The organism is Streptomyces sp. NPDC028308, from assembly GCF_055565855.1.
In genome coordinates this window covers 43,151-65,207 of record NZ_JBVHTO010000016.1, presented here as the reverse complement: position 1 = coordinate 65,207, position 22,057 = coordinate 43,151, and the positions used below count along the sequence as shown (strand labels likewise).

The window sequence follows — 22,057 nt, the reverse complement described above, 5'->3', positions numbered from 1 at the left end:
AAGCCCACCGCCCACCCGCACCCGCCACGGTCGCCGTGGTCGCCGTGCCCGCCGTGGTCGCTGCGCCTGCCGTGGTCGCCGTGCCCGCCGCGGTCGCCGTGCCCGCCGCGGTCGCCGCGCCTACCGTGGTCGCGGCACCCGCCGTGCGCGCGGCGGTCATCGGTGCTGCCTGCGCAATGTGACCGCGGCCGCCGTGACCGCGTCCTCGTCCACGCCCCGCAGGTATTCCGCCAGTGCCCGGCGCAGCAACTCGGTGCGCTCCCCCAGCCGGTACTGATGATGACGCTCATGCAGGGCGGTCACGGGCGCGCTGCCCAAAAAGCCGGCAAGGACGACCTCGGCCAGATTCTCCGCGGTCGGTTCCTCGATGGTGATCGCGACATGAATGGAGTTGCCCTCACGGGCCGTCGCATAGTGGGGAGTGCCGTGCGGCATGTACAGCACATCACCGGGCCGCAGCGTCACCTCCCTACGCGCGTGGTCGGCGATGGGTCCCTCGTGCAGGGACGAATCGCTGGTGGAGGTGGCGTCGATACGGCCCACCACCCAGTCCTTGACCCCGGCGACCTGCAGGATGAACACGTGCGCGCCGTCGGTGTGGGCCTGCATCGCGGTCTTGCCCGGCGGGCTGAGGAACACAAACGCCTCCAGCCCCCCGGCGAAGTGCGGCTCCATCGCCTTGACCAGCGCCCGGATACGGGGATGCCAGTGCTCGGCCTGGTTGAACTTGAACGTCGCGCCCTGCGCGAAATCCTCACGGATCTGCGCCGGCTCGATGAACCCGGGCAGTTCATGGCCCACCACACGCCGCCGACGCGTCATGTCACTGATCGCGGTCCGTACACCCTCGTTGAACACCGTGAAATACGGGCGGGAGAGCAGACCACACTCGACCTCCTCCCACATCTCCTCCTCCGTGATCAGGCCCGACAGATCACCCGGCGCACGCAACACCACCGGCTGCCCCGCCCAATGCACCCGGAAAAAGGCCTCCACATCACCGACCACATCCTCCAGACAACCAGGCACCCCACCTCCACCCACCACACCAGCAGCATCAGCATCGGTGGCGGTGGCGTCGGTGACAGACACCACCGCTACACCGGAGCCTGCATCCGGCACAGCGCCAGCGCCCGAACCGCTGGCACCCGTGCCGGCACCAACCGTGCCAGCAGCAGTAGCGGTGGCAGCGGCACCCGTGTCGGCACCAGCCGTGCCAGCAGCGGCTGTGCCGGCGGCAGCCGTGTCGGCACCAGCCGCGCCAACGGCAGCGGTGGCAGCGGCAGCCGTGCCAGGCGAAGCGGGCACACCCGCAGCCGGTACAGCGGCCACGCCCGACCCGGCGGTGACTGGCGGGACACTCACGCCGGAACCGGCGACCGCCGCAGCGGCATCGCTCCTACCGGAGGCCGGCGCCGTGCTCACGCCGGAGCCGGCGACCGTGGTCTCGCCTGTGCTGGTGGACGGTGAAGTGCCCCCACCCGGGCCCGTGACGGGCGAGGTGGCCGCGTCGGCGGCCGGCGCGGTGGTCTCACCCGGACCCGCGACGCAGGGCAGGGCGGCCACGTCGGGGCCCGCGACGGGGCCGGTAGCAGCCGGGCCGGAGCCGGTGGCGGCTGGCAGGCTGGCTTCGCTGGGGCCGGCGGCGGCCGGGTTGGGGCTGGTGGTGGCCGGCAGGCTGGCTTCGCTGGGGCCGGCAGTGGCCGGGTCGGGGCTGGTGGTGGCCGGGGTGGGGCTGGTGGTGGCCGGGGTGGGGCCGGTGGTCGTGGTGGTCATCAGCCGATCGCCTCCCGCATCGTCTCAAGCGCCGTACGCGTCCAGCGGGCACCGTCCAACGTCTGGGCCTGTGCACTCAGTGCGGCACGGACCTCGCTGGTACGCGCCGCGAGCGCACGGGTGTGGAAGTGGTGCACCAGGTCGTTCTCGTCCTCCACGAACCGGCGCAGGAACGCGTCGATGAGGTCTTCGGGCGTCGGCTCGGTGAGCGTGAACGTCAGATGCACCGAGTCCCCGCCCCGGGCGATGGCATCATGCGGCCAGCCGTGCGGCAGATACATCACATCCCCCGGCTCCAGCGTGAACACATGCGAGGGACGGGCCGCATCCACGTCCAGGCCGGCCGAGGCACCGATCTGCTCCGGCGCGGCATACAGATGCCACTCCTTACAGCCCTCCAGCTGCACGACCAGCACATGCGCGGCATCCCGGTGCGGCAGCATCCCCCGGGACTCCTCCGGTGTCCAGAACAGGTAGGAGTTCACCGCCACCGGCAACAAATCCTCCAGCTGCCCCGCCAGATCCCGGGTGGGCCGGTGCCAGTCGGCGACCTGGTTCAGCTTCAACGTGGCACCACCGGCCATATGCCGGGCAACCGCACCCGGATCGGCGAACCCGGCGACCTTGTGCCCGATCACATCCCGCTGCACGGTGTACGACGACACCGTGGGCACCTCACCGTGCTTGAGGAGCGTGAAGTAAGGCCACTTCAGCAAACTCGCGTCCAAAAGACGCCGAACCCGCTCAACCGTGAGCAGCCCCCCAAGGTTCAGGGCCTGCCTCTCCACATGATGCGAGACGCCCCACACGGCGTCCTGGAACAGCCTGCCGGTCAGAGCGGCAGGCCAAACAGTGGCTGTACTCATAGCGGATGCCCACCTTCCCGGCCCGCGGGGCCGCCCGGGAACCGGCCAAGGCCCCCGGGCAACCCCGCGCAGCTCACCTGACGGTTCAGGCCTCGTTGATCTGGCTGAGGACCGTCATCGGAGCATCCGCGGCTTCCTCGGTGTTGTTCAGCACAGCAGCCTTCTCCGGGTCCAGGACACCCTCACCCGCCAGACGCGACTCCGCCGGAGAAGCCAGCGCATCGGTCTCGTTCAGGGACTGGAACACATCACGCAGAGCCATACCAGAACCTCCAAAGACAGCCACTGCCCATCAGCAGCCGTGCCCCGAACACAACACCCCCCACCTCAACCCCCACCCGCACCCCACTAGAGCCACCCCCGGCCCACCACCTCACACCCCACTCAAACCCCCACCGAAACCCCCGCTGAAACCCGCTCCAGACCAGCACCAACCCCCGCCCACGACACCAGGACACGCCACCCGGCCAACACACCACACACCGCACCGAGAGCAGCGAACAAACCCCCACCACCACACCAGCAAAGAGGGGTTGCTCGGAGACCCACCCCCGCACCCGGCCACGCCCAAGACCGCAACCAACCCGCCGGGACACACCCCCCACCCCCACCAAGACGCCACAGCCCACATGCGTGGAGCACCGGCCCCGGCACAAACCGACCAACACTCAACCCAGCCCACAGCACGAGCCACCCACCAGCGGCGGCACACCACCCAACAGACCCCAACCCCACAACCGCAAGGCAGGAGGTTGCCCGGAGGCACACCCCAGCACGAGCCCACCAGCCCCCCCCCCCCGCCAGCCCGCAACCCTCAGCCCTCAGCCCTCAGCCCAGCCGCAGCACACAGCGGGCAGCCCGGTCGCCTGGCGGCGCGGCACTGTATGTGGCCGTGGCCCTCAGGCAGCACCCGCCCCTCACCGAGCGGACCACACACCGACCTCCCACACAGCCACACCCGGGCACCCCGCGCACTCCCCCACCCGCACGAGACTCCCCGCACCGGCCCGGAACCGGCACCCTCGCTCGAACTGACACGCCCCCAAAAACGACCGCCGCGCCCGAGAACACCGGCACAGGCACAACCATCCCGGACGCCCCGTCAGCGCAGGCCACGAGCAGCCGTGCAACGCGACTCGGCACCCACGCGCCGGGCCAGGCGCGCACCACAAGCGGCGACCGCGTAGTCGACACGGCGAAGAACAGGACGCGGAAACCGCAGCGTACCCGGAACCGGCGCGACACCCGCGGTCCAGCCACTCACGATCTGCCACGATCTGCGGCATGCCGGAGTACTAGGCTGTGCGCCAGCCGGGCCCTAGGCACAGGGTCCCCCAGGGGGAGGGGAAACAGGATGTCCGTCGAGCGTCACATAGCGGGGATGCTGCAGCAGATCGCCCGCCAGCAGGACATCATCGAGATCGCCCCCCAGGGCACCACACGCAAGGCAGCCGCCCTGGCACACGTGGCGCAGCAGTACGGCTACACCTACACCACGGCGTACAGGACCGGATACAAGAACTCCCTCGTCCAGGTCCGGATGCACCGCGACCCCCACCCAGACGCACGCGTCCGCGAAGCAGCCACCATCACCCGCCACCCCCAAGCCGGCAACGGCGGAACCCTACCGGGCCTCAAACACGGCACACTCACACCACTGCCCGAAGCCGCCGGCGCCGTGGCCGTGCTGAAAGACCTCATCACCTTCGACGTCATGGCCCTCTACATCGCCACCCGCACCCAAAAGACACTGACCTACCTCGCCTGCGCCGCCCTGACCCTCCTCATGCTCATCGACACATCCCCCCTCGAAGCACTCACCTCAGGCACAGCGGTCGCCCTGCTCGCCACCGCCGCATTCACCATCGGCGCCACCCACCGCAAAAACATCACACAACGACTCACCCACGCCGGATACACCGCCGTACACGACGAACACGGCAACCAACGACTCCTCCCCCCAACACACCAACCACCCCACCAGGCACCCCACCCCACCAGCCCACACACCACCTGACACCCACACCAACCACGCCTGGCCACCGCGCCACCGCGCCACCGCGCCACCGGACACACAACACGAGCAACCCCCGCCCGGCGCAACATGGTCCACCCGAGTCCCGGCCGCCACTACGTCCAACCGTCGTCACTACGCGGCCGTCACTGCGAAGACCTCCGACCCGGACACCATCAGCAGCGCACCCAGGGCCGACGTGCCCTCAGCAGATGTCGAGACGATCGAAGTCGCACGTAGCGGAGGCTGGGAACCTGTAGACGTTGCCGTCCGCGGGAGCCTAGTACGAGTACCTCGGAGGGCCCCCAGAAACGGCCGCCTCTCATCATCGGGGCCCACGTATCCGCAGCCATCCGATCAATCCACAGGATGACCACCTCGGGCATAGGACTCGACTCCGTGCCACGCCGACGGACCCGCCAACGCCCGGCCAACGTGCTCCTGCGACGGATCGAGAGAGCGTCGAGCCGCATGGCCGAACTTCAAGTGCGCCTCGTACAGACCAGTGTGAATCGGCCCGAACTCGTCAAGATCCGTCGGCTGACAGCCATGGAAGAGGACGGTGAACTCCTCAATGAGGTCGCAGAAGCGCGGCCGCTACAGCCGCCCTGCGCCGACGGGCCGGTACCTGACGGGAGGTCAGCACTCGCCGCGCCAGACCACCTTAGTGAAGGTCACACCGGGCTCGAAGTCGTACTTGTATGTCCCCGGGCCGGGGTTGTAGTGCACACACTCCTCCCAGGTGCCGCCGTTGTACGTCCAGGTGAGCTGGACGTGGTCGGCGCCCGGGTAGGGGATGCCGTTGTTGAATACGGACCGGCCGGAGACGCTGCCGCTCCAGTTGTCGGTGACCTTGAGCACCACCGCACCGGTCTGGCCCTCCCCCGCGTAGATGCAGAAGTACTCCTTCGGGCAGCCTGACGGGTCGGGTTCGGCGAAGGCCGCGGGGGCGACGGCGGTCACGACGCCGACGGCGGCGGACACGGCGGCGGTGACGAAGACGGAAGTGCGCACAGTGGGCTCCCTGGGATGTCCGTGGCTCGCCTGATTGACGCGGCCGCCTCCGGGGCGGCGTCGCAGTCGACCACGAAGCGGGGCGGCGCTCAAACACTACGACGCTATTCGAACTGAGGCCCAATTCCCTCGGGGGCGCGTCACGTTGAGAAGGCTCAGTGAGCCGAGGGGCCACTGAGTCCATCTCACACCAGGGGGAACCATGTTCTTCTCACGCCCGTACGACAGATTCGGGCGCCGCCGGGGCGAGTACCGAAGCGCACAGTTGCTGACCGCGCTGACTGCGGTACTCGCCCTCGGCGCCACCGCCACCCCCGCCACGGCCGCCCCCCGCTCCGACCCCGCGCCGGGCGGCTCGCACTGGCGTGACCACGGCCGGGCGAAGATGCCCCCGGTCCGCGACGGTGTGACCCGACCGCCGCGCACCGTGCGCTCCCACGCCCCCTCCGAAGCCCAACAGGCGTACGCTCAGCGGGAGTCGAAGCGGCTCAGGCAGGGCCGGCGCGCCGCCGCCCCGTCCGCGGCGCGCGCGGCGGCGTACGTGCCGCGCGGCCAAGGCCAGGTGCCCTGGCACCGCATAGCCGACTTCCGCATCACCGACGCCCTGGTGGGCCGGGTCGACTACTCCACCGGCAACCTGATGCTGGCCGCCACCGACTTCGACATCGCCGGTGTGGGCCAGCCCCTGCGGCTCACCCGGACGTACAACTCCTTCGACGCGCCGACGGGCCAGACCAGCCGTCCCTGGTGGCTGGGGTACGAACGCAACCTCGACGTGAGCGGGGCGGACTCGGTCCTCGCCTACGACGAGACCGGCGCCACCGTGGAGTTCGGCCGCAGCGACGACGGCAGCCTGCGCACGCCGAGCGGGTACTCCAAGGATCTGCGCAAGAACGCCGACGGCACCTACACCCTGACCGACCGCTCCTCGGGCGCCGCCGACACCTACGACACGGCCGGCCGGCTCACCAAGGTCACCGAACGCAACGGCGGTGTCCTCAGCGTCACCGCGCATCGCGCCGGCGGCGCCGACGCGGGCTTCAAGCTCACCGAGACCCGCTCGGGCCGCTGGATCGACCTGACCCACCCCAGCGCCACCCGCTGGGAGGCGAAGGACAACACGGGGCGCACGGTGGGCCTCGAACTGTCAGCGGAGCACGGCAACGTACTGCGCACCACCGACACCGCGGGCCGGACGACCTCGTACGGCTACGACGGCGACGGCCGGATCGTCAAGGTGACCACCCCGGAGGGGCGTGCCACCGCGTTCACCTACGACGCGGCCGACCGGGTCACCTCCGTCCGCCGGTACGCCGAGAGCGGCGGCGGGAGCGGACCCACGTACACCTACTCCTACGACAAGGCCACGCCGGCGGAACAGGGCACCAGCAAGGTGACCGACCCGCTCGGCGACACCACCGCGTACGAGCACAACGCCGACGGCGAGATCCTCAAGGTCACCGACGCGCTGGGGCACGTACGGTCCTCGACGTACCTCAACCACCTCCTGCAGACCGCCACCGACGCGATGGGCACCGGTAGCGGCGGGACGGGCGGCAATGTGACCACCTACGGGTGGGACGCCCGCAACAACCCCTCCTCGGCCAAGATGCCGACCGGGGCCACCTCGACCGGGAGTTGGCAGACCGTCGCGGGGGCGGAGCGGCTCACCAGTTCCACCAGCGCCGACGGCGAGAAGACCGACTTCTCCTACGACGCCGCGGGCAACACCGCGTCCGTGGCGACCAGCGGCGCGGGCGGAACCCGCACCTTCACCTACAACGAGGCCAACCCCACCTGCGGCGGCTTCCAGGGCCAGCGTTGCTCGGCGACGGACGCGGACGGCAAGCGGACCGACTTCCACTACGACGCTGCGGGCAACCTCGACAGCGCCACCCCGCCCGCTCCCCTGGGCCGCACCACCTACACCTACGACGCCCTGGGCCGCACCGCGACCGTGACCGACGGGCGGGGCGTGAAACTCACCTACACCTACGACCGGCGCGACCGCGTGGTGGCGGTCGAGAGCAGCGGCTCGACGACCGTGCGCTATGACTACGACGGCGACGGGAATTTGTCCACCCGCACGGACTCCACCGGCTCCCAGCACTACCAGTTCGACGCGCTGAGCCGGGAGACCGTCCGCACCCTGCAAAACGGCTCGCAGACGGTGCTGGCCTACACCGCCGACGGCAACGTGGACACCTACACCGACCCGGGCGGGACCACCGACTACACCTGGGACGCGGCCGACCGGCTGACCGAACTCACCGGGCCTCAGGGGAAGAAGACGACCTACGGCTACGACAACAACGACCGCCGCACCCGCACGACGTACCCCGGCGGGACCGTGCAGGCCCAGACGCTGGACGACTCCGGGCGACCGCAGAACCTCAAGGTGTCCGCGCCGTCGGGGATCGTCCTCAACAACCTTTCCTACGAGTACGGTTACGTCTCCGGTGACAAGTCGCTGGACGGGATGAAGATCCGGGCGCGCACGGACCACCTCACGAAGAGCCGGACCACCTACGACTACAACAGCGCCGGGCGGCTCTCCCTCGCGGCCGAGACCGACGCGTCGGGCCGCCAGGTGTCCTGGCAGTATTGCTTCGACCCGGCGGGCAACCTCACGTCACAGGGCACCTCGCCCGGCTGCCCCGGCAAGGCCGACGCCTTCACCTACAACGACGCCTCCCAGCTTGTCGCCAGGAACGGCGTGAGGACCGGCTGGTCCTACGACAAGGCGGGCAACGAGACCTCCGCCGCCCCGGCCCCGGCCACCGCCCGCACCGACGAGCAGTACACCGACCACAGCCAGCTGAAGTCGCTGGCCAACGACGGCACCACGTACACCGCCCAGTACGCCAGCACCGACAGCAGTGAGCGCACCCGGCTGGGCGGCACCACCTTCCACAACGGGCCGCTGGGCCTGTCCGGGCAGACGACCGCCGGCAAGGACACCGAGTTCATCAGGGAGCCGAACGGCACGCTCAACTCCTTGTCCACCGGTGGCCGCAGCCACTTCTACCTCACCGACGCCCTGGGGTCGGTCATCGCTCTGGTCGACGACTCCGGCAAGCGGGAGAACACCTACGCCTACACGCCGACCGGCCTGCCCCGCACCGGCACCACGGAGTCCGTGCCGCAGCCCTTCCGGTTCGCCGGCGGCTACCAGGACCCCACCGGCCTCTACCACTTCGGGGCGCGCTACTACGACCCGTACATCGGGCGCTTCACCCAGCCCGACCCCTCCGGCAAGGAGACGAACCCCTACCTCTACGCCGACGGCGACCCCCTCAACCGCATCGACCCCGACGGGCACAGCTTCATCGACAAGTTCCTGCTCATCAAGGACCTGACGGAGCTCGGCACCGACGCCCTGAACGGGGACGGCAAAGCACTCGAAGGCGACCTGGTCGGGGCCCTCGCCGGTCTCGCGACCGAGACCGCCTGCATGTTCGTCGCCGGCGCGGCCGGCGCGGCGACCGCCGGTCTGGGCGGCGCGGTCGTAGCTGGCGGCTGCGCCCTGCTGGGCTCGGCCGTCGGAGACGAGGCGAAGGACCTGTACGTCGGGTGAGATCGGGCACCCGAGCACGGAAATCCGGTTCACGGAAAAAGGGGTACGACTCATGACCGATCAGGCGGCGATCTGGTTCCCCGACGGCACCCCCGGCGTAGTGCTGACGGTCATCGCGGTACTGGCGGTGACCACCGGCATACTCATCGGCCGCCGTTCCCGAAGGAAGTGACCCCACGGCTCGGCCCGGCGGTGCATGTACAACGCTCCGCCGAGCCCAGCCCGATCCCACAACGGAAACGTGCCAGGAACGGTCCGGGCCCGGGACAGCTCGAGAACAGACCCAGGACCAGGGACGGGGCCCGGGCCCGAGAACCGCAGCGGCGGTCACGGTGGCGAGGGGCGCGCCCCAAAATGGCGCTCAGAGGTCACCCAGAGTTCGTTCGCCGACGTGGGGCAGCCGCCTCCGCTCGCCGAACGGCCCGGGTTCCCAGCGGCCTGCCGGTACGCGGCACAGGGGTACGCCGACGGCATCCTCGCCATCGCACGGCCAGCACTCACCACTGACGACGAGACGTACGCGCGCGTACTGGCCCATCTCTATGTGCGCTACGTGTTCCTCACCTACCTCCCGTCCGTCGGCGAGATGCCCCCTGGGCCCCGCTCCTTACTTGACACCTGAAGACTTGGGTCAGGAGCGGTCACCAAGCCCCCTGCGTCGTTGCGGTCGAGTGGGGCGCACCGCCGATAGCCTCCCGGCCCAGCGGCCCGGCGATGCCGGCCTACGAATTCCCCGAACACGAACGACCGAAGGAAGTCCATGACGAACACGACCGTCGAGCCCGACGAGGCGTCCCGCCTGCGGAACAAGGTGGTGGACGAGCTGTGCGCGGACGGCGACATCTCTTCCCCGGAGGTCGAGGCGGTGATGCGCAAGGTGCCCCGGCACGAGTTCACCCCGCGCTGACACGCCGCTGGACGAGGCGTACGACACGTACGCCGCCGTGATCACCAAGACGGACGAGCACGGTGTGCAGCTCAGCTCGGTCTCCGCGCCGCAGATCCAGGCCATGATGCTGGAGCAGGCCCAGGTGAAGCCCGGGATGCGGGTCCTGGAGATCGGCTCGGGCGGGCTGAACGCGGCCTACCTCGCCGAGCTCGTCGGTGAGAACGGTGAAGTCGTCACCGTGGACATCGACCCCGTCGTCACCGATCGCGCGCGCCGGCTCCTGAACGAGGATGGCTACGACAGGGTGCACGTCGTCACCGCCGATGCGGCCGAGCCCATCCCGGACCTCGGCGAGGTCAACGTCGTGATGGTGACCGCCGGGGCATGGGACATCGCCCCGGCCTGGACCTCCCAACTCAAGTTGGGCGGCGGCTCGTCGTGCCGCTGCGGATGCGCGGCCTGACCCGGTCGGTGGCCTTCACCCGGGTCGGGGGCGAGCACGGCCCGTACCTGGAAAGCGAGTCGACACGGATCTGCGGCTTCGTCCCGATGCAGGGCTCGACCGCCCACCGGGAAGAACTCCTCCTCGTCAACGGCACCCCGGAGATCGGGCTCAAGTTCGATGACGGCCTGCCGGCCGACCCGCACCGGCTCGACAATAGGACACTGTCTTAGTGATCGTTGCAGGATGAGAGCTGGACGATCATTCGTCATCGAGCCGCTGGAGAGCCCGTGTGACGTCACCGTCGTCGAGCAGGCTGGCCAGCACCTGCGTCATGTTGTCGGTGCCGGGATCCCGGACGATGAGGCCGTCGGAGCACCAGAAGTAGCGGCCGCTCAGTGCCTCACCGGTGCGGGACCATCTGTCCACGATGCGTTCGACCTTGGCGAGCGTGAACACGGTTGCGCTTCAGCGTGAGCCGTCCACCTTCAGCCGAACCTCGACATCGACGTTGCAGATGGTATCCAAAGGCTCGTCGGCATTGGGTACGAATGGACGCCTCGAACTGATCCGTTCGAACACGGTAGAAGGGTTCCGTCCCAACCCTGCTCCGCGGTTTCGCTCCCGGTGTCGGTCATCCGGGGAGTATGGCCAGCCGGCCCGAGCTGCTCAACTGGGTTGTCTGGCACGCTTCACCGTCGTGATCGCGAACCTTGTGCAAGAAGTCTTGAGTCCAGGGCCGGCCACCAACCGATGACAGACCCCACTCCAGATCACCAGCTAGTCACCGTTGTCGTCCTGCAGCGCGTTGCGGCGGTCCTGTTCGCGCTTGGAGTAGGCGGCCGCCCGGATCGCCTCGTCGCTCTCCAGCCCCGATCCCAGTGCTCCGCCCGCCGTGGCGACCGAAGCGACGAACCAGGCCAACGTCCAGTACTGCGTGGCGTGCAGCGGGTTTCGTGTCATGGAGGCGAACACTTGCTCGTTGAGGATGAACAGTGCCCACACCAAGTTGATGACCATCAACCCCACGTAGCAGGTGATCACCCCGATTGCCACGGTCAGCACTGTCGAGGCGTTGTAGAGAGTCGTCCTCTTCCGTTCTTCCGGAGAGGCCTTGGTCGTGCGATGCCACAGGTTCGCGTCCACGATCAGCCAGCCGATCATGAGTGCGACGGACCCGACCATGGCGATCACGAGACGTGGTGCGCTCAGGGACGCGGCCAGGCTCCACACGGTGGAGTTCACCGTGGCGACCGCTCCCGTCGCGAGCGCGGCCGCCAGGGCCTTCGACAAGCCCGGCACCAGCCGCCACGGCCGGTTGGCGCGGACCATTCCGAGGAGCACCCGCAGGTAGCCGCGCGGCCCGCTGACGACGTACCGAAGGTCAGGGGTCTCTTCCTCGCCGATGCGGCCTTGGTGGATAGGGGCCAAGTGACTGGCGAAGGGCCCCCGCAGCGGCTGGCCTTGTCGAGGTCCCCCGGTGTCGGCGCTGCGGGAGTCCGCCAAGCTGAGCACGGCTTCTTCCACGGCTTGCCGGGTCCGCGTATGCAGGCGCAGGCCCCCCAGTGAAGGGAGGGAGAACAGCGCCAGGCCGTGTTCGTGGCTGAGGTCGACCACGAGCTTGCGTCCGTGGGAGTGCAGCGGAAGATCTGTCAGGGCCACGACGATGTCCCAGTTCTCCTCGCTTCCGCGGTCCACGATCCGGCGCATCAAGGTGGAGGGGTCTTCGGTCCCCGCACTGAAGGGCTCGCTGATCACTTCGACGTCGAACCGCCGCCCCTGTCCCCCTCTTTCGGCGAGACCGGCGGGAAGCCTCCGGGCCAGCCGGTGGGCGATTTCCGTCGGCGCATCCGGGTCCGCCAGGAGAGCCACGACCGTGACGCCCCGATGTGCCGTCTGCATGACTGGGCCTCTTCTCGTCTACTGCCTGCGATCGCGCGTAGTAGGAAGGATGCCCCTGCGGTGACGTGGGCGCCTTGTGACACGCTGGCCCCCGCACGCCGGGCTTGGGCCTTGCGCGCAGACCTTCCCTGTTGTCGGTGGAGGGCTGCTCCCGCAAGTGGCCACCCGCATCTGCAGCGCTCCGGGCACCCGATCCACGCCGCGTCGGTGGCACTGGGCCATGCGCCAACTGGCCGCTCTCCTACGGTGTGCGCAGGCGGTCACGGCTTTACCCGCGTCGTCAGGGGGAGGGTTGGCGAGCGGACACCGGCTGATCGCTAGCCGGCCGGCGGCCTTCGGGGCCGACGGTGCGGACCAGGTTGCCGGCCTTCTCCCGGTGCTTGTGCACGAGGCGGATCGCCATGGCGCCTTCGCCGGCCGCCGATGCCACCCGTTTCACGGAGCCGCTCCTGACGTCGCCGGCGGCGAAGACCCCAGGAAGGGTGGTCTCCAGCAGCAGCGGATCACGGCCGAGCGAGTCCCAGTGAGTCGCGTCCATCTCCGGCTGGGCGTCTGCGCCGGTGAGGACGAACCCCTTCTCGTCCAGGGCCAGTACGCCCCTCAGCCAGTCCGTGCGCGGCCGGGCTCCGATGAACACGAACAGCGCCGCGGCTTCCAACTCCCGTTGTTCGTGGGTTGCGTTGTTCTCCAAGGTCAACGACTTCAGTTTCTCCTGCCCAGAGACTTCCCGGACTTCGGTGTGGAGCAGCAACTCGATCCTGGGGTGCCGTTCAACCTGGTCGACCAGGTAGCGCGACATGTCCGCGTGGAGGTCAGTGCCCCGTACCAGGAGGTGGACTCGGGAGGCGTGGTTCGCGAGGAACAGTGCGGCCTGCCCGGCGGAGTTCCCGCCGCCGACCACGGCGACTGGCTCCGCCTGGCAGAGATTGGCTTCGTGGACGGTCGCCGCGTAGTAGACGCTGATGCCCTCCAGGTGGTCGATGCCGGGCACTTCGAGTTTGCGGTACCACACGCCGGAGGCCAGCACGACGGCGCTGGTGCGGACTCTGGATCCGTCGGTGAAGGTGATGACGTATTCGCCATCCTGCGGGGTGAGGCCGTTCACCTGGGCCGGCACTCTGAGGCGGGCGCCGAACTTGTGGGCCTGGAGTACCGCGCGTTCGGCCAGTTCGCCCCCGGAGATGCCTGAGGGGAAGCCCAGGTAGTTCTCGATGCGGGACGAGGTCGCGGCCTGGCCTCCCGTGGCCACGGCGTCGACGGTGAGCGTCATGAGGCCGTCGGAGGCGCCGTACACGGCGGCGGCGAGTCCCGCGGGACCGGCACCGACCACCAGCACGTCGCACTGTCCGGCTTCCGTCAAAGGGGCGGGCAGCCCGATGAATCGGGCGAGTTCGGTGTTGCTGGGATTGCGCAGCACCCGCTCGCACTTCCAGATGACCACCGGTGTCTCCTCGGGACGGATGGAGAACCGGCGCAACAGCGCCTCGGCCTCCTTGTCCTTCTCGAGATCGACCCAACGGTGGGGCAGCCGGTTGCGGGCGGCGAACTCACGCAGCCGCAGCGTGTCCGGTGAATAGCACGACCCCAGGATCCGGAAACCGGCGCCGAGGCCGATGAGCAGATACCTGCGGCCCAGGTAGGCGCGCAGGATCAGATCGCCCAGGACGGCGTCGCGGCTGACCAGGGCGCGTTGCCGGTCCACCGGAACGGCCAGGATCTCGCCCGCTTCGCGCACCACGGCCGTGTCGAACGCTGCCTCGCCCTCGAGCAGCCCGAGTTCTCCCAGGAACCTGCCGGGTCCGTGTACCGCCACCGTGTGCTCCTCGGGCCCGCCGTGGTCCTGGACGATCTCGACGGTCCCGCTGAGGATCACGAGAAACTCCCGGAACGGCTCGCCCTCTTGGTAGAGAATCTCGCCGCCGGTGGTGTTGCGGTGCTCACCGTAGGCGGCCAGGTCCTCAATTTGCTCCGGCGTCAGGCGCGGGAAGGCCCCGTATCGGTCCGGCGTCTCGCGGCTCGCGTCATGCTGGTGCTCGGCGGTGCTCATCAGGCCACGGCCTCGTCGACGTAGCACCAGCGCCAGTCCTCCCCCGGCTCAAGGGACTGCACGACGGGGTGGCCGACACTGCCCGCGTGCAGCCTGGCGTGTTTGCGGGGCGAGGAGTCACAGCAGCCGACGTGCCCGCAGGTGAGGCAGAGCCGCAGATGCACCCAGGGCGAGTGCTCCCTCAGGCACTCCTCGCAGCCCTGCGGCGTGCGCGGCGTCACCGGGCGCACCATGGCCAGGTGCGGGTCGGGAATCGTGACCATGAGGATTCTCCTTCCGTCAACGAGAGCGATCAGCCGCGGCTGTCAGGGGTTGCTTCGCCGAGAACGCGGCAGGGCCCGTGGGCACGCGCGATGGTGTCGAGGGCCTGTCGGCCTGCGCCGGGCGGGTTTGCGCGGCTGCGAACCCATGGCGTTCAGCTTCCTGCGGAGGTTTGCCGGTCCGCTATTGCCTGTTCGACCCAGGAGCGCAGCGCCGGCGCGGGTGCCGCGCCGGCCTGCCGGGCGACCGTCTCGCCCCGGTCCAGGATGAGCAGGGTCGGTACCGCCTGGACCTCGAAGCGATGCGCCAGACGCGGGTTCTTGTCGATGTCGACCTTGACCAGCTTGATCTTTCCCGCGAGGTCGGCGGCGACCTTCTCCAGCGCGGGGCTGACCATGCGGCAGGGGCCGCACCAGGTGGCCCACAGGTCGAGGACGACGGGCACGGTGGCCTGCTCCACGATCTCGGTGAAGTCGGCTTCGCCGGCGTCGGCCATCCAGGGCAGGGGCTGCTTGCAGTTGCCGCAGACGGGGCGGCCGTCGGCGGCCGGGGGCACCCGGTTGGTGCGCCCGCAGTGCGGGCAGGTGACGTTGGTGGTCTGCACGGTGCTCATGCCGCCCTCGCTCCCTCCACGTCCTCGGGTGGGTCGTAGGTGACCACCAGTTCCGCGTGTTCGGCGTCGACGCGGACCGTCGCACCGTCCTGCACGTCACCACGCAGCAGGGCGCGCCCGACCAGTGTCTCCACCTCGTGGGAGATGTAGCGCCGCAGCGGCCGGGCCCCGTACACCGGGTCGTAGCCCTGGTGGGCGATCACTTCCCGGGCGGCGTCGGTGAGTTCGACGGTGATGCGGCGTTCGGCGAGGCGCCGGCGCAGTTCGTCGAACTGCAGCTCCACGATCCGCTCGATTTGCGCCTCGCCCAGCGGTTTGAACAGCACGATGTCGTCGACGCGGTTGAGGAACTCCGGGCGGAAGTGCCCGCGCAGCTCGCCCATCACCCGGGCGCGGGCGTCCGGCTTGATCTCGCCTTCGGCGGTGGCGCCGTCGAGGAGGTGCTCGGAGCCGATGTTGGACGTCATGATGATCACGGTGTTGCGGAAGTCGACGGTACGGCCCTGAGCGTCGGTGATGCGGCCGTCGTCCAGCATCTGCAGCAGGGTGTTGAAGACATCCGTGTGCGCCTTCTCGATCTCGTCGAACAGCACGACCGAGTACGGCTTGCGGCGTACGGCTTCGGTGAGCTGGCCGCCCTCCTCGTAGCCGACGTACCCGGGCGGTGCGCCCATGAGCCGGCTGACGGTGTGCCGCTCCTGGTACTCGCTCATGTCGAGGCGGATCATGTTCTCCTCGGAGTCGAACAGGGCCCGCGCGAGGGTCTTGGCCAGCTCCGTCTTCCCGACCCCGGTGGGGCCGAGGAAGATGAACGAGCCGATGGGGCGGCGTGGGTCGCGGATGCCGGAGCGGGCGCGGATGATGGCGTCGGCGACGAGTTTGACGGCCTCGTCCTGGCCGATGACGCGCTCGCGCAGGATCTCGTCGAGGCGCAGAAGTTTCTCGCGTTCGCCTTCCTGGAGGCGGGCGACGGGGATGCCGGTCCAGGCGGCGACGATCTCGGCGATCTCCTCCTCGGTGACGACCTCGCGCAGCAGCCGGTTCTTCCCTTGTTTGGCCACCAGTTGCTCCTCCTCCGCGGCGAGTCGGCGCTCCAGGTCCTGGAGGCGGCCGTAGCGGAGTTCGGCAGCGCGGTTGAGGTCGTAGGCGCGTTCGGCCGCCTCGGCTTCGATGCGGACCTGCTCCAGTTCCTGGCGCAGTTCCTGCACGCGGCGGATGGCCTGCCGTTCGGCTTCCCACTGGGCGCGTTTGGCGTCGGCTTCGCCGCGCAGGTCGGCCAGTTCCCTGCGCAGTTCCTCCAGGCGGGCCTTGCTGGCGGCGTCGGTCTCCATGGACAGGGCAGCCTCCTCGATCTCCAGGCGCGTGACGCGGCGGGTGAGCTCGTCGAGTTCGGCGGGCATCGAGTCGATCTCGGTGCGCAGGCGGGCACACGCCTCGTCGACGAGGTCGATGGCTTTGTCGGGCAGGAACCGGTCGGTGATGTAGCGGTGGCTGAGGGTGGCGGCGGAGACCAGCGCCGTGTCCTGGATCTTCACGCCGTGGAAGACCTCCAGGCGTTCGCGCAGTCCGCGCAGGATCGAGATGGTGTCCTCCACGTCCGGCTCGTCGACCAGTACCTGCTGGAAGCGGCGTTCGAGGGCGGCGTCCTTCTCGATGTGCTTGCGGTACTCCTCGAGGGTGGTGGCGCCGATCATGTGCAGTTCGCCGCGCGCTAGCATCGGCTTGAGCATGTTGCCCGCGTCCATGGCCCCTTCGGCGGCGCCCGCGCCGACGACGGTGTGCAGTTCGTCGACGAAGAGCAGGATGCCTCCCTGGGCGGCCTTCACCTCGGACAGCACGGCCTTGAGGCGTTCCTCGAACTCACCGCGGTATTTGGCTCCGGCGACCAGGGAGCCCATGTCGAGGGCGAACACGATCTTGTCGCGGAGTCCTTCGGGCACATCCCCGCGGACGATGCGCTGGGCGAGACCCTCGACGATGGCGGTCTTGCCGACGCCGGGGTCGCCGATGAGGACGGGGTTGTTCTTGGTCTTGCGGCTGAGGATCTGGGTGACCCGCCGGATCTCGGCATCTCGGCCGATGACCGGGTCGAGCCTGCCGTCCCTGGCCTCGGTGACGAGATCGCGGCCGTACTTCTCCAGCGCCTCGTAGGCCACTTCGGGGTTGGCGGAGGTGACACGCTGGTTGCCGCGGACCTGGGTAAGCGCGTTCAGGAAGGAGTCCCTGGTGATCCCGGCCTGGTTGAGCAGTCGTCCGGCGGCGGTCGAGGAGCCCTCTTCGGACAGGGCGAGCAGGAGGTGTTCCACGGACACGTACTCGTCCTTGAGGCGTTTGGCCTCCCGTTCGGCGGCGTCGAGCAGGCGGGTGAGACGCTGAGTGACGAAGACCTGGCCAGGTGCCGCTCCGGGGCCGGTGACCTTCGGGCGGCGGGAGAGTTCCTCGCGTACGGCCGCGCGCAGTTGCTGCGGCTCGGTGCCGGCCTGTTGCACCAAGCGCGGGATCAGGCCGTCCTCCTGATCGAGAAGTGCGAGCAGCAGGTGTTCCCCGTCGACCTCGGTCTGCCCCATGCGGACGGCCTCGGTCTGGGCCTCCTGCAGGGCTTCCTGGGACTTCTGGGTGAGACGGTTCATGTCCATGGGGGTGTTTCCCTCCTCGTGCCGCGGCCGCGCAGGGCGGCTTCGAGCAGGCTGATGCGGTCGAGCAGGTCGAGCACCAGGCCGATGGATGCGTAGTTGAGGCAGAGTCCGGAGCGCAGCCGCTGAACGCGGGCGAGGACCGCCGGCGCCGCGGGGCCGAAGACCAGGCGCCCGGCGGCGTCGCGCTCGGCGTCGACCAGGCCGAGGGCGACGAACCGGCGGATGAGATCGGGATGGAGGCCCGAACGACGGGCCACGGTGGCCAGGGAGAGCTTCGGGACCGGTACGAGCGCGTACCGGACAGTGGTCGTAGCGGTGACGTCGGCGCCGGTTCGTACCGGACGGTCGCCCACGCCGGCCCGGCCGGCGCCTGCCGCTCCCACGGGTCGGTCGTTCATCGCGTCCTCCTGGGGTCGAACGAGGAAGTGGCGGCGAGCTCCTCGAACAGTTCGCGCTCCCGGTCGCCGAGGGTGGGCGGCACCATGATGCGGAGTTCGGCGTACAGGTCACCGTTCGCGCCCCGCGGGTTCGGCATGCCCTCGCCGCGCAGCCGCAGCCGCCGGCCGCTGGAGGAGCCCGCGGGCACCGTGACCTTGGCCGTGCCGCCGCCGGGGGTGGGCACCGGAACGGTCGCACCCAGGGCCGCCTCCCAGGGGGTGACGGGGACCTGGACGTGCACGTCGCGGCCGTCCAGCCGGAACGTCGGGTGGGGCTGGACGCGCACCCGCAGGTACAGGTCGCCCGCGGCGGCGTCACCGCTGCCCCGGCCGCCCTCACCCGCCAGCCGGATACGCTGCCCGTCGGTGACGCCCGGCGGGACGTCGACCTCGTACCGCCGCGGCTGACCTGTGGGACCGGCGAGCGTCACGGTGCGACGGCCGCCGCGGTACGCCTCCTCGACGGTGAGCGGGAGCTCGGCCTCTTGGTCCGCTCCGGGGACGCCGCCCGGGGCCGCACTGCCTCCGAACATGGAGCCGAACAGGTCCTCGATGTCGATGCCTTCCGCTCCGAAGTCGTCGCCGAAGCCGCCGGCGTACCGGACACGGGGGCCGCCCGCACCCGCGGTCCTCCGGGTGCGGTAGCCGCCGCCGGCACCGGCCACGACCCGCTCGTCGAAGTCCTCGGGGATCTTGCGGAAGTCCTCGCCGAAGCGGTCGTAACGGGCCCGGGTCCTCGGGTCCGACAGGACGCTGTACGCCTCGTTGAGGTCCTTGAAGCGTTCCTCCGCGTCCGGGCCCCTGTTGACGTCGGGGTGGTACTTGCGGGCGAGCTTGCGATAGGCCTGCTGGATCTCGTCCTGGCTCGCGGCCCGCGGCACGCCCAGCACCTCGTAGAAGTCCCCTGCCATGACCGGTCACTCCCGCTTCGCGACCGTGACGGCGGCGGGCCTGAGCTGCCGTTCGCCGTCCCCGTAACCGGGGCGCAGCACCTCGACGACGGTGCCCGGCGGGGCGTCGGGGTCCTGGACGACACCGACCACCTCGTGCCGGGCCGGGTCGAAGGCGACGCCGGTCTCCGCGTGCCGTGGGTAGCCGAGCAGTTCGAGGACGTTCACCGCCTGGTCACGGACCGCTTGGACGCCCACCACGATCGCACCCGGATCGGCGCCGGCGTGGGTCAGTGCGAGTTCGAGGTTGTCCAGGACGGGCAGGAAGGCGGTGGCCGTACGGGAGCGCTCCGCCGTCCGCTCCCGCTCCAGTTCCCTCGCGTGGCGCTTGCGGAGGTTGTCAAGGTCGGCGAGCGCGCGCCGCCAGCGGTCCTCCAGTTCGCGGATCGCGGTCGTGTACTCGTCCTCGGCAGACGCGGGGCCGCCGGCGTCGGGTCCCGGTTCGTCGTGCACCGGCCGGGGCGGCGGGCCCGGTTGGGGCAGATCCCCGTGAGGAGGACGCATGGCGCCTTCCGGGATCGGTTCGACCGGTTCCGTCGCGGCCCGGTCGGGTTGCTGGGGCTGGCTGGACATGGCGCGCCTCAGTCCTTGTCGAACTCGGCGTCGATGACGTCGTCGTCACCGCCACCGCCGCTCGGGCCGCCGCCGGTCGCGTCGTCCCCGGCGGTGTCCTGGTCGGGACCGCCGGTAGCGGCGCCCTGGTGGGCCACCAGTCCGGCGAGCACCTGCTGCAGTTCGGAGGTCAGGGGCCGCACGCGCTCCACGCCCGCTTCTTCCTTGACGGCCGCCCGGGCGTCGGACACGAGCATCTCCGCGCGTGCCTTCTCGTGCGCGGGCGCCGCGTCGCCCAGTTCGGCGAGACGCTTCTCGACCTGGTACGCGACGGCATCGAGCTCGTTGCGGGCGTCGACGGCCTCGCGGAGTGCCTGGTCCTGGCCCTGGTTGCGCTCCGCCTCCTGAACCATGCGCTCGACCTCACCGCGGTCCAGGTTGGAGCTCTCGCTGATGGTGATGCCCTGTTCCTTGCCGGTGTCCCGGTCACGGGCCTTGACCTCAAGGATGCCGTTGGCGTCGATGTCGAAGGTGACCTCGATCTGCGGTTCGCCCCGGGGCGCCGGCCGGATGTCGGTGAGCTGGAACCGGCCCAGGACCCGGTTGTCGGCAGCCAGCTCGCGCTCGCCCTGGAGGACGACGATGTCGACGGCCGGCTGGTTGTCCTCGGCGGTGGAGAAGGTCTCGCTGCGGCGCACGGGGATGGTGGTGTTCCGCTCGATGATCTTCGTCATCACGCCGCCGCGTGTCTCGACGCCCAGCGACAGGGGTGTGACGTCGAGCAGCAGGACGTCCTTGACCTCACCTTTGAGCACCCCGGCCTGGATCGCGGCGCCCAGGGCCACGACCTCGTCGGGGTTGACGCTCATGTTGGGTTCCTTGCCGCCGGTCAGCCGACGGACCAGGGCCTGAACGGCCGGGATACGTGTGGAACCGCCGACGAGGATGACCTCGTCGATGTCGCTTTCGCCGACCTTGGCGTCGGTCATGGCCTGCTGGACCGGTCCGAGGCACCGCTCCACCAGGTCGCTGGTGATCTGCTCGAACGTGGACCGCATGATCGAGTCGGTGAGGTGCTTGGGGCCGTCGGCATCAGCGGTGATGAACGGCAGGCTCACCTGCGTCTGCGTCACCGAACTGAGCTCGGTCTTGGCCTTCTCCGCCGCCTCGAAGAGGCGTTGCAGCGCCTGCGGGTCCTTGCGCAGGTCGATGCCGTTCTCCTTCTGGAAGTCGTCCGCGAGGTGGTCCACCAGACGCCGGTCGAAGTCGTCGCCGCCCAGGTGGCTGTCGCCGGCGGTGGAGCGCACCTCCACCACGCCGTCGCCGACGTCGAGGATGCTGACGTCGAAGGTGCCGCCGCCCAGGTCGAAGACAAGGACGGTCTCGTGCTGCTTGCTGTCCATGCCGTAGGCGAGGGCCGCCGCGGTCGGCTCGTTGATAATCCGCAGCACCTCCAGTCCCGCGATGCGTCCGGCGTCCTTGGTGGCGGTGCGCTGGGCGTCGTTGAAGTAGGCGGGCACCGTGATGACCGCCTCCGTGACCCGCTCCCCCAGTTGCTTGGAGGCGTCGTCGGCAAGTTTGCGCAGCACCTGGGCGCTGATCTCCTCAGGCGCGTACAGCTTGTCGCGCACCTTGAACCGGGCCGCCCCGCCGTCGCCCTCGACGATGTCGTACGCCACCGCTCTGGCCTCGTCGGAGATCTCGTCGAAGTGCCGGCCGATGAACCGCTTGGCCGAGTAGATGGTGCCCTTGGGATTGAGGATCGCCTGGCGACGGGCCAGCTGGCCCACCAGGCGCTCGCCGGTATCGGTGAAGGCCACCACGGACGGTGTCGTGCGATTGCCCTCGCTGTTGGGCACGACAGACGCCTCACCGCCTTCCCATACGGCGATCACCGAGTTGGTGGTGCCCAGGTCGATACCCACTGCTTTCGCCATGAGGAACTCCTCCCGGTACGGCGGCTGCGTTGACTGTCCGGATCACGTTCGTTCAGGTACGGGTCACACCTGCGTCGGCGGGTTCAGCCCGCCCATCAGCCGTACAGCCTCGGGTGCGACCTCCTCGTCCCGCAGAAAACCCGT

General features: G+C 69.6%; 17 protein-coding genes and 1 pseudogene. 4 read left to right on the top strand and 14 right to left on the bottom strand.

Annotated features, from left to right (window positions below):
* Positions 1-156: 156 nt before the first annotated feature.
* The 3 genes from ACZ4VA_RS33715 to ACZ4VA_RS33705 all read right to left on the bottom strand — a co-directional run bounded on the left by ACZ4VA_RS33715 (position 157) and on the right by ACZ4VA_RS33705 (position 2,904).
* Complete coding sequence (locus tag ACZ4VA_RS33715) at positions 157-1,776, bottom strand: JmjC domain-containing protein (protein WP_468083760.1); 1,620 nt, start codon at positions 1,774-1,776, stop codon at positions 157-159.
* On the bottom strand, positions 1,776-2,642 hold the full coding sequence (locus ACZ4VA_RS33710; RefSeq protein WP_355789104.1) for a JmjC domain-containing protein: 867 nt from the start codon (positions 2,640-2,642) through the stop codon (positions 1,776-1,778). Before ACZ4VA_RS33710 ends, ACZ4VA_RS33715 begins: the two co-directional genes overlap by 1 nt.
* An 85-nt stretch (positions 2,643-2,727) precedes the next feature.
* Positions 2,728-2,904, bottom strand: coding sequence for a hypothetical protein (locus ACZ4VA_RS33705; RefSeq protein WP_355789101.1), 177 nt, complete (start codon positions 2,902-2,904; stop codon positions 2,728-2,730).
* Between the two features lie 1,119 nt (positions 2,905-4,023).
* Between ACZ4VA_RS33705 and ACZ4VA_RS33700 the strand changes: the two genes are divergently transcribed.
* Positions 4,024-4,659, top strand: coding sequence for a hypothetical protein (locus tag ACZ4VA_RS33700; RefSeq protein ID WP_356244662.1), 636 nt, complete (start codon positions 4,024-4,026; stop codon positions 4,657-4,659).
* Positions 4,660-5,295: 636 nt separating this feature from the next.
* On the opposite strand, the gene ACZ4VA_RS33695 is transcribed toward ACZ4VA_RS33700, so the two are convergent.
* Entirely contained in the window at positions 5,296-5,670 is a 375-nt protein-coding gene (locus tag ACZ4VA_RS33695; RefSeq protein WP_355794479.1) for a peptidase inhibitor family I36 protein, read from the bottom strand.
* Between the two features lie 202 nt (positions 5,671-5,872).
* Here ACZ4VA_RS33695 and ACZ4VA_RS33690 point away from each other — a divergent pair, with 202 nt between their 5' ends.
* The 3 genes and pseudogenes from ACZ4VA_RS33690 to fxlM form a co-directional block, all read left to right on the top strand.
* Positions 5,873-9,247: an RHS repeat-associated core domain-containing protein gene (locus ACZ4VA_RS33690; protein WP_468083757.1), complete on the top strand. Its 3,375-nt coding sequence runs from the start codon at positions 5,873-5,875 to the stop codon at positions 9,245-9,247.
* Positions 9,248-9,638: 391 nt separating this feature from the next.
* Entirely contained in the window at positions 9,639-9,869 is a 231-nt protein-coding gene (locus ACZ4VA_RS33685) for a hypothetical protein (protein WP_468083755.1), read from the top strand.
* A gap of 138 nt (positions 9,870-10,007) precedes the next feature.
* Positions 10,008-10,796: pseudogene (fxlM, locus tag ACZ4VA_RS33680) on the top strand (methyltransferase, FxLD system); the annotation flags it as partial.
* 43 nt (positions 10,797-10,839) lie between these two features.
* Here the strand turns inward: fxlM and ACZ4VA_RS33675 are convergent.
* From ACZ4VA_RS33675 to dnaK, 10 genes are all read right to left on the bottom strand, one after another.
* Complete coding sequence (locus ACZ4VA_RS33675) at positions 10,840-11,037, bottom strand: hypothetical protein (RefSeq protein WP_468083753.1); 198 nt, start codon at positions 11,035-11,037, stop codon at positions 10,840-10,842.
* 321 nt (positions 11,038-11,358) lie between these two features.
* Positions 11,359-12,480, bottom strand: coding sequence for a hypothetical protein (locus tag ACZ4VA_RS33670; RefSeq protein WP_468083751.1), 1,122 nt, complete (start codon positions 12,478-12,480; stop codon positions 11,359-11,361).
* Positions 12,481-12,760: 280 nt separating this feature from the next.
* A complete protein-coding gene (locus tag ACZ4VA_RS33665) occupies positions 12,761-14,527 on the bottom strand; it encodes an FAD-dependent oxidoreductase (protein WP_468083749.1) in 1,767 nt (588 codons plus the stop codon).
* Positions 14,527-14,790, bottom strand: a complete 264-nt coding sequence (locus ACZ4VA_RS33660; RefSeq protein ID WP_468083747.1) for a UBP-type zinc finger domain-containing protein — start codon at positions 14,788-14,790, stop codon at positions 14,527-14,529. Before ACZ4VA_RS33660 ends, ACZ4VA_RS33665 begins: the two co-directional genes overlap by 1 nt.
* A gap of 152 nt (positions 14,791-14,942) precedes the next feature.
* Positions 14,943-15,401, bottom strand: a complete 459-nt coding sequence (gene trxA, locus ACZ4VA_RS33655; protein ID WP_355788642.1) for a thioredoxin — start codon at positions 15,399-15,401, stop codon at positions 14,943-14,945.
* Positions 15,398-18,037, bottom strand: coding sequence for an ATP-dependent chaperone ClpB (gene clpB / locus ACZ4VA_RS33650; RefSeq protein WP_468083744.1), 2,640 nt, complete (start codon positions 18,035-18,037; stop codon positions 15,398-15,400). Before clpB ends, trxA begins: the two co-directional genes overlap by 4 nt.
* Positions 18,028-18,435, bottom strand: a complete 408-nt coding sequence (locus tag ACZ4VA_RS33645) for a chaperone modulator CbpM (protein WP_356174636.1) — start codon at positions 18,433-18,435, stop codon at positions 18,028-18,030. Before ACZ4VA_RS33645 ends, clpB begins: the two co-directional genes overlap by 10 nt.
* Positions 18,432-19,385 carry a DnaJ C-terminal domain-containing protein gene (locus ACZ4VA_RS33640; RefSeq protein WP_468083742.1) on the bottom strand — a complete coding sequence of 318 codons (954 nt, stop codon included), beginning with the start codon at positions 19,383-19,385 and terminating at the stop codon, positions 18,432-18,434. Before ACZ4VA_RS33640 ends, ACZ4VA_RS33645 begins: the two co-directional genes overlap by 4 nt.
* A 6-nt stretch (positions 19,386-19,391) precedes the next feature.
* Positions 19,392-19,997: a nucleotide exchange factor GrpE gene (locus tag ACZ4VA_RS33635; RefSeq protein ID WP_355792523.1), complete on the bottom strand. Its 606-nt coding sequence runs from the start codon at positions 19,995-19,997 to the stop codon at positions 19,392-19,394.
* An 8-nt stretch (positions 19,998-20,005) separates the two neighbouring features.
* Complete coding sequence (gene dnaK, locus ACZ4VA_RS33630; RefSeq protein WP_468083740.1) at positions 20,006-21,913, bottom strand: molecular chaperone DnaK; 1,908 nt, start codon at positions 21,911-21,913, stop codon at positions 20,006-20,008.
* Positions 21,914-22,057 lie beyond the last annotated feature (144 nt).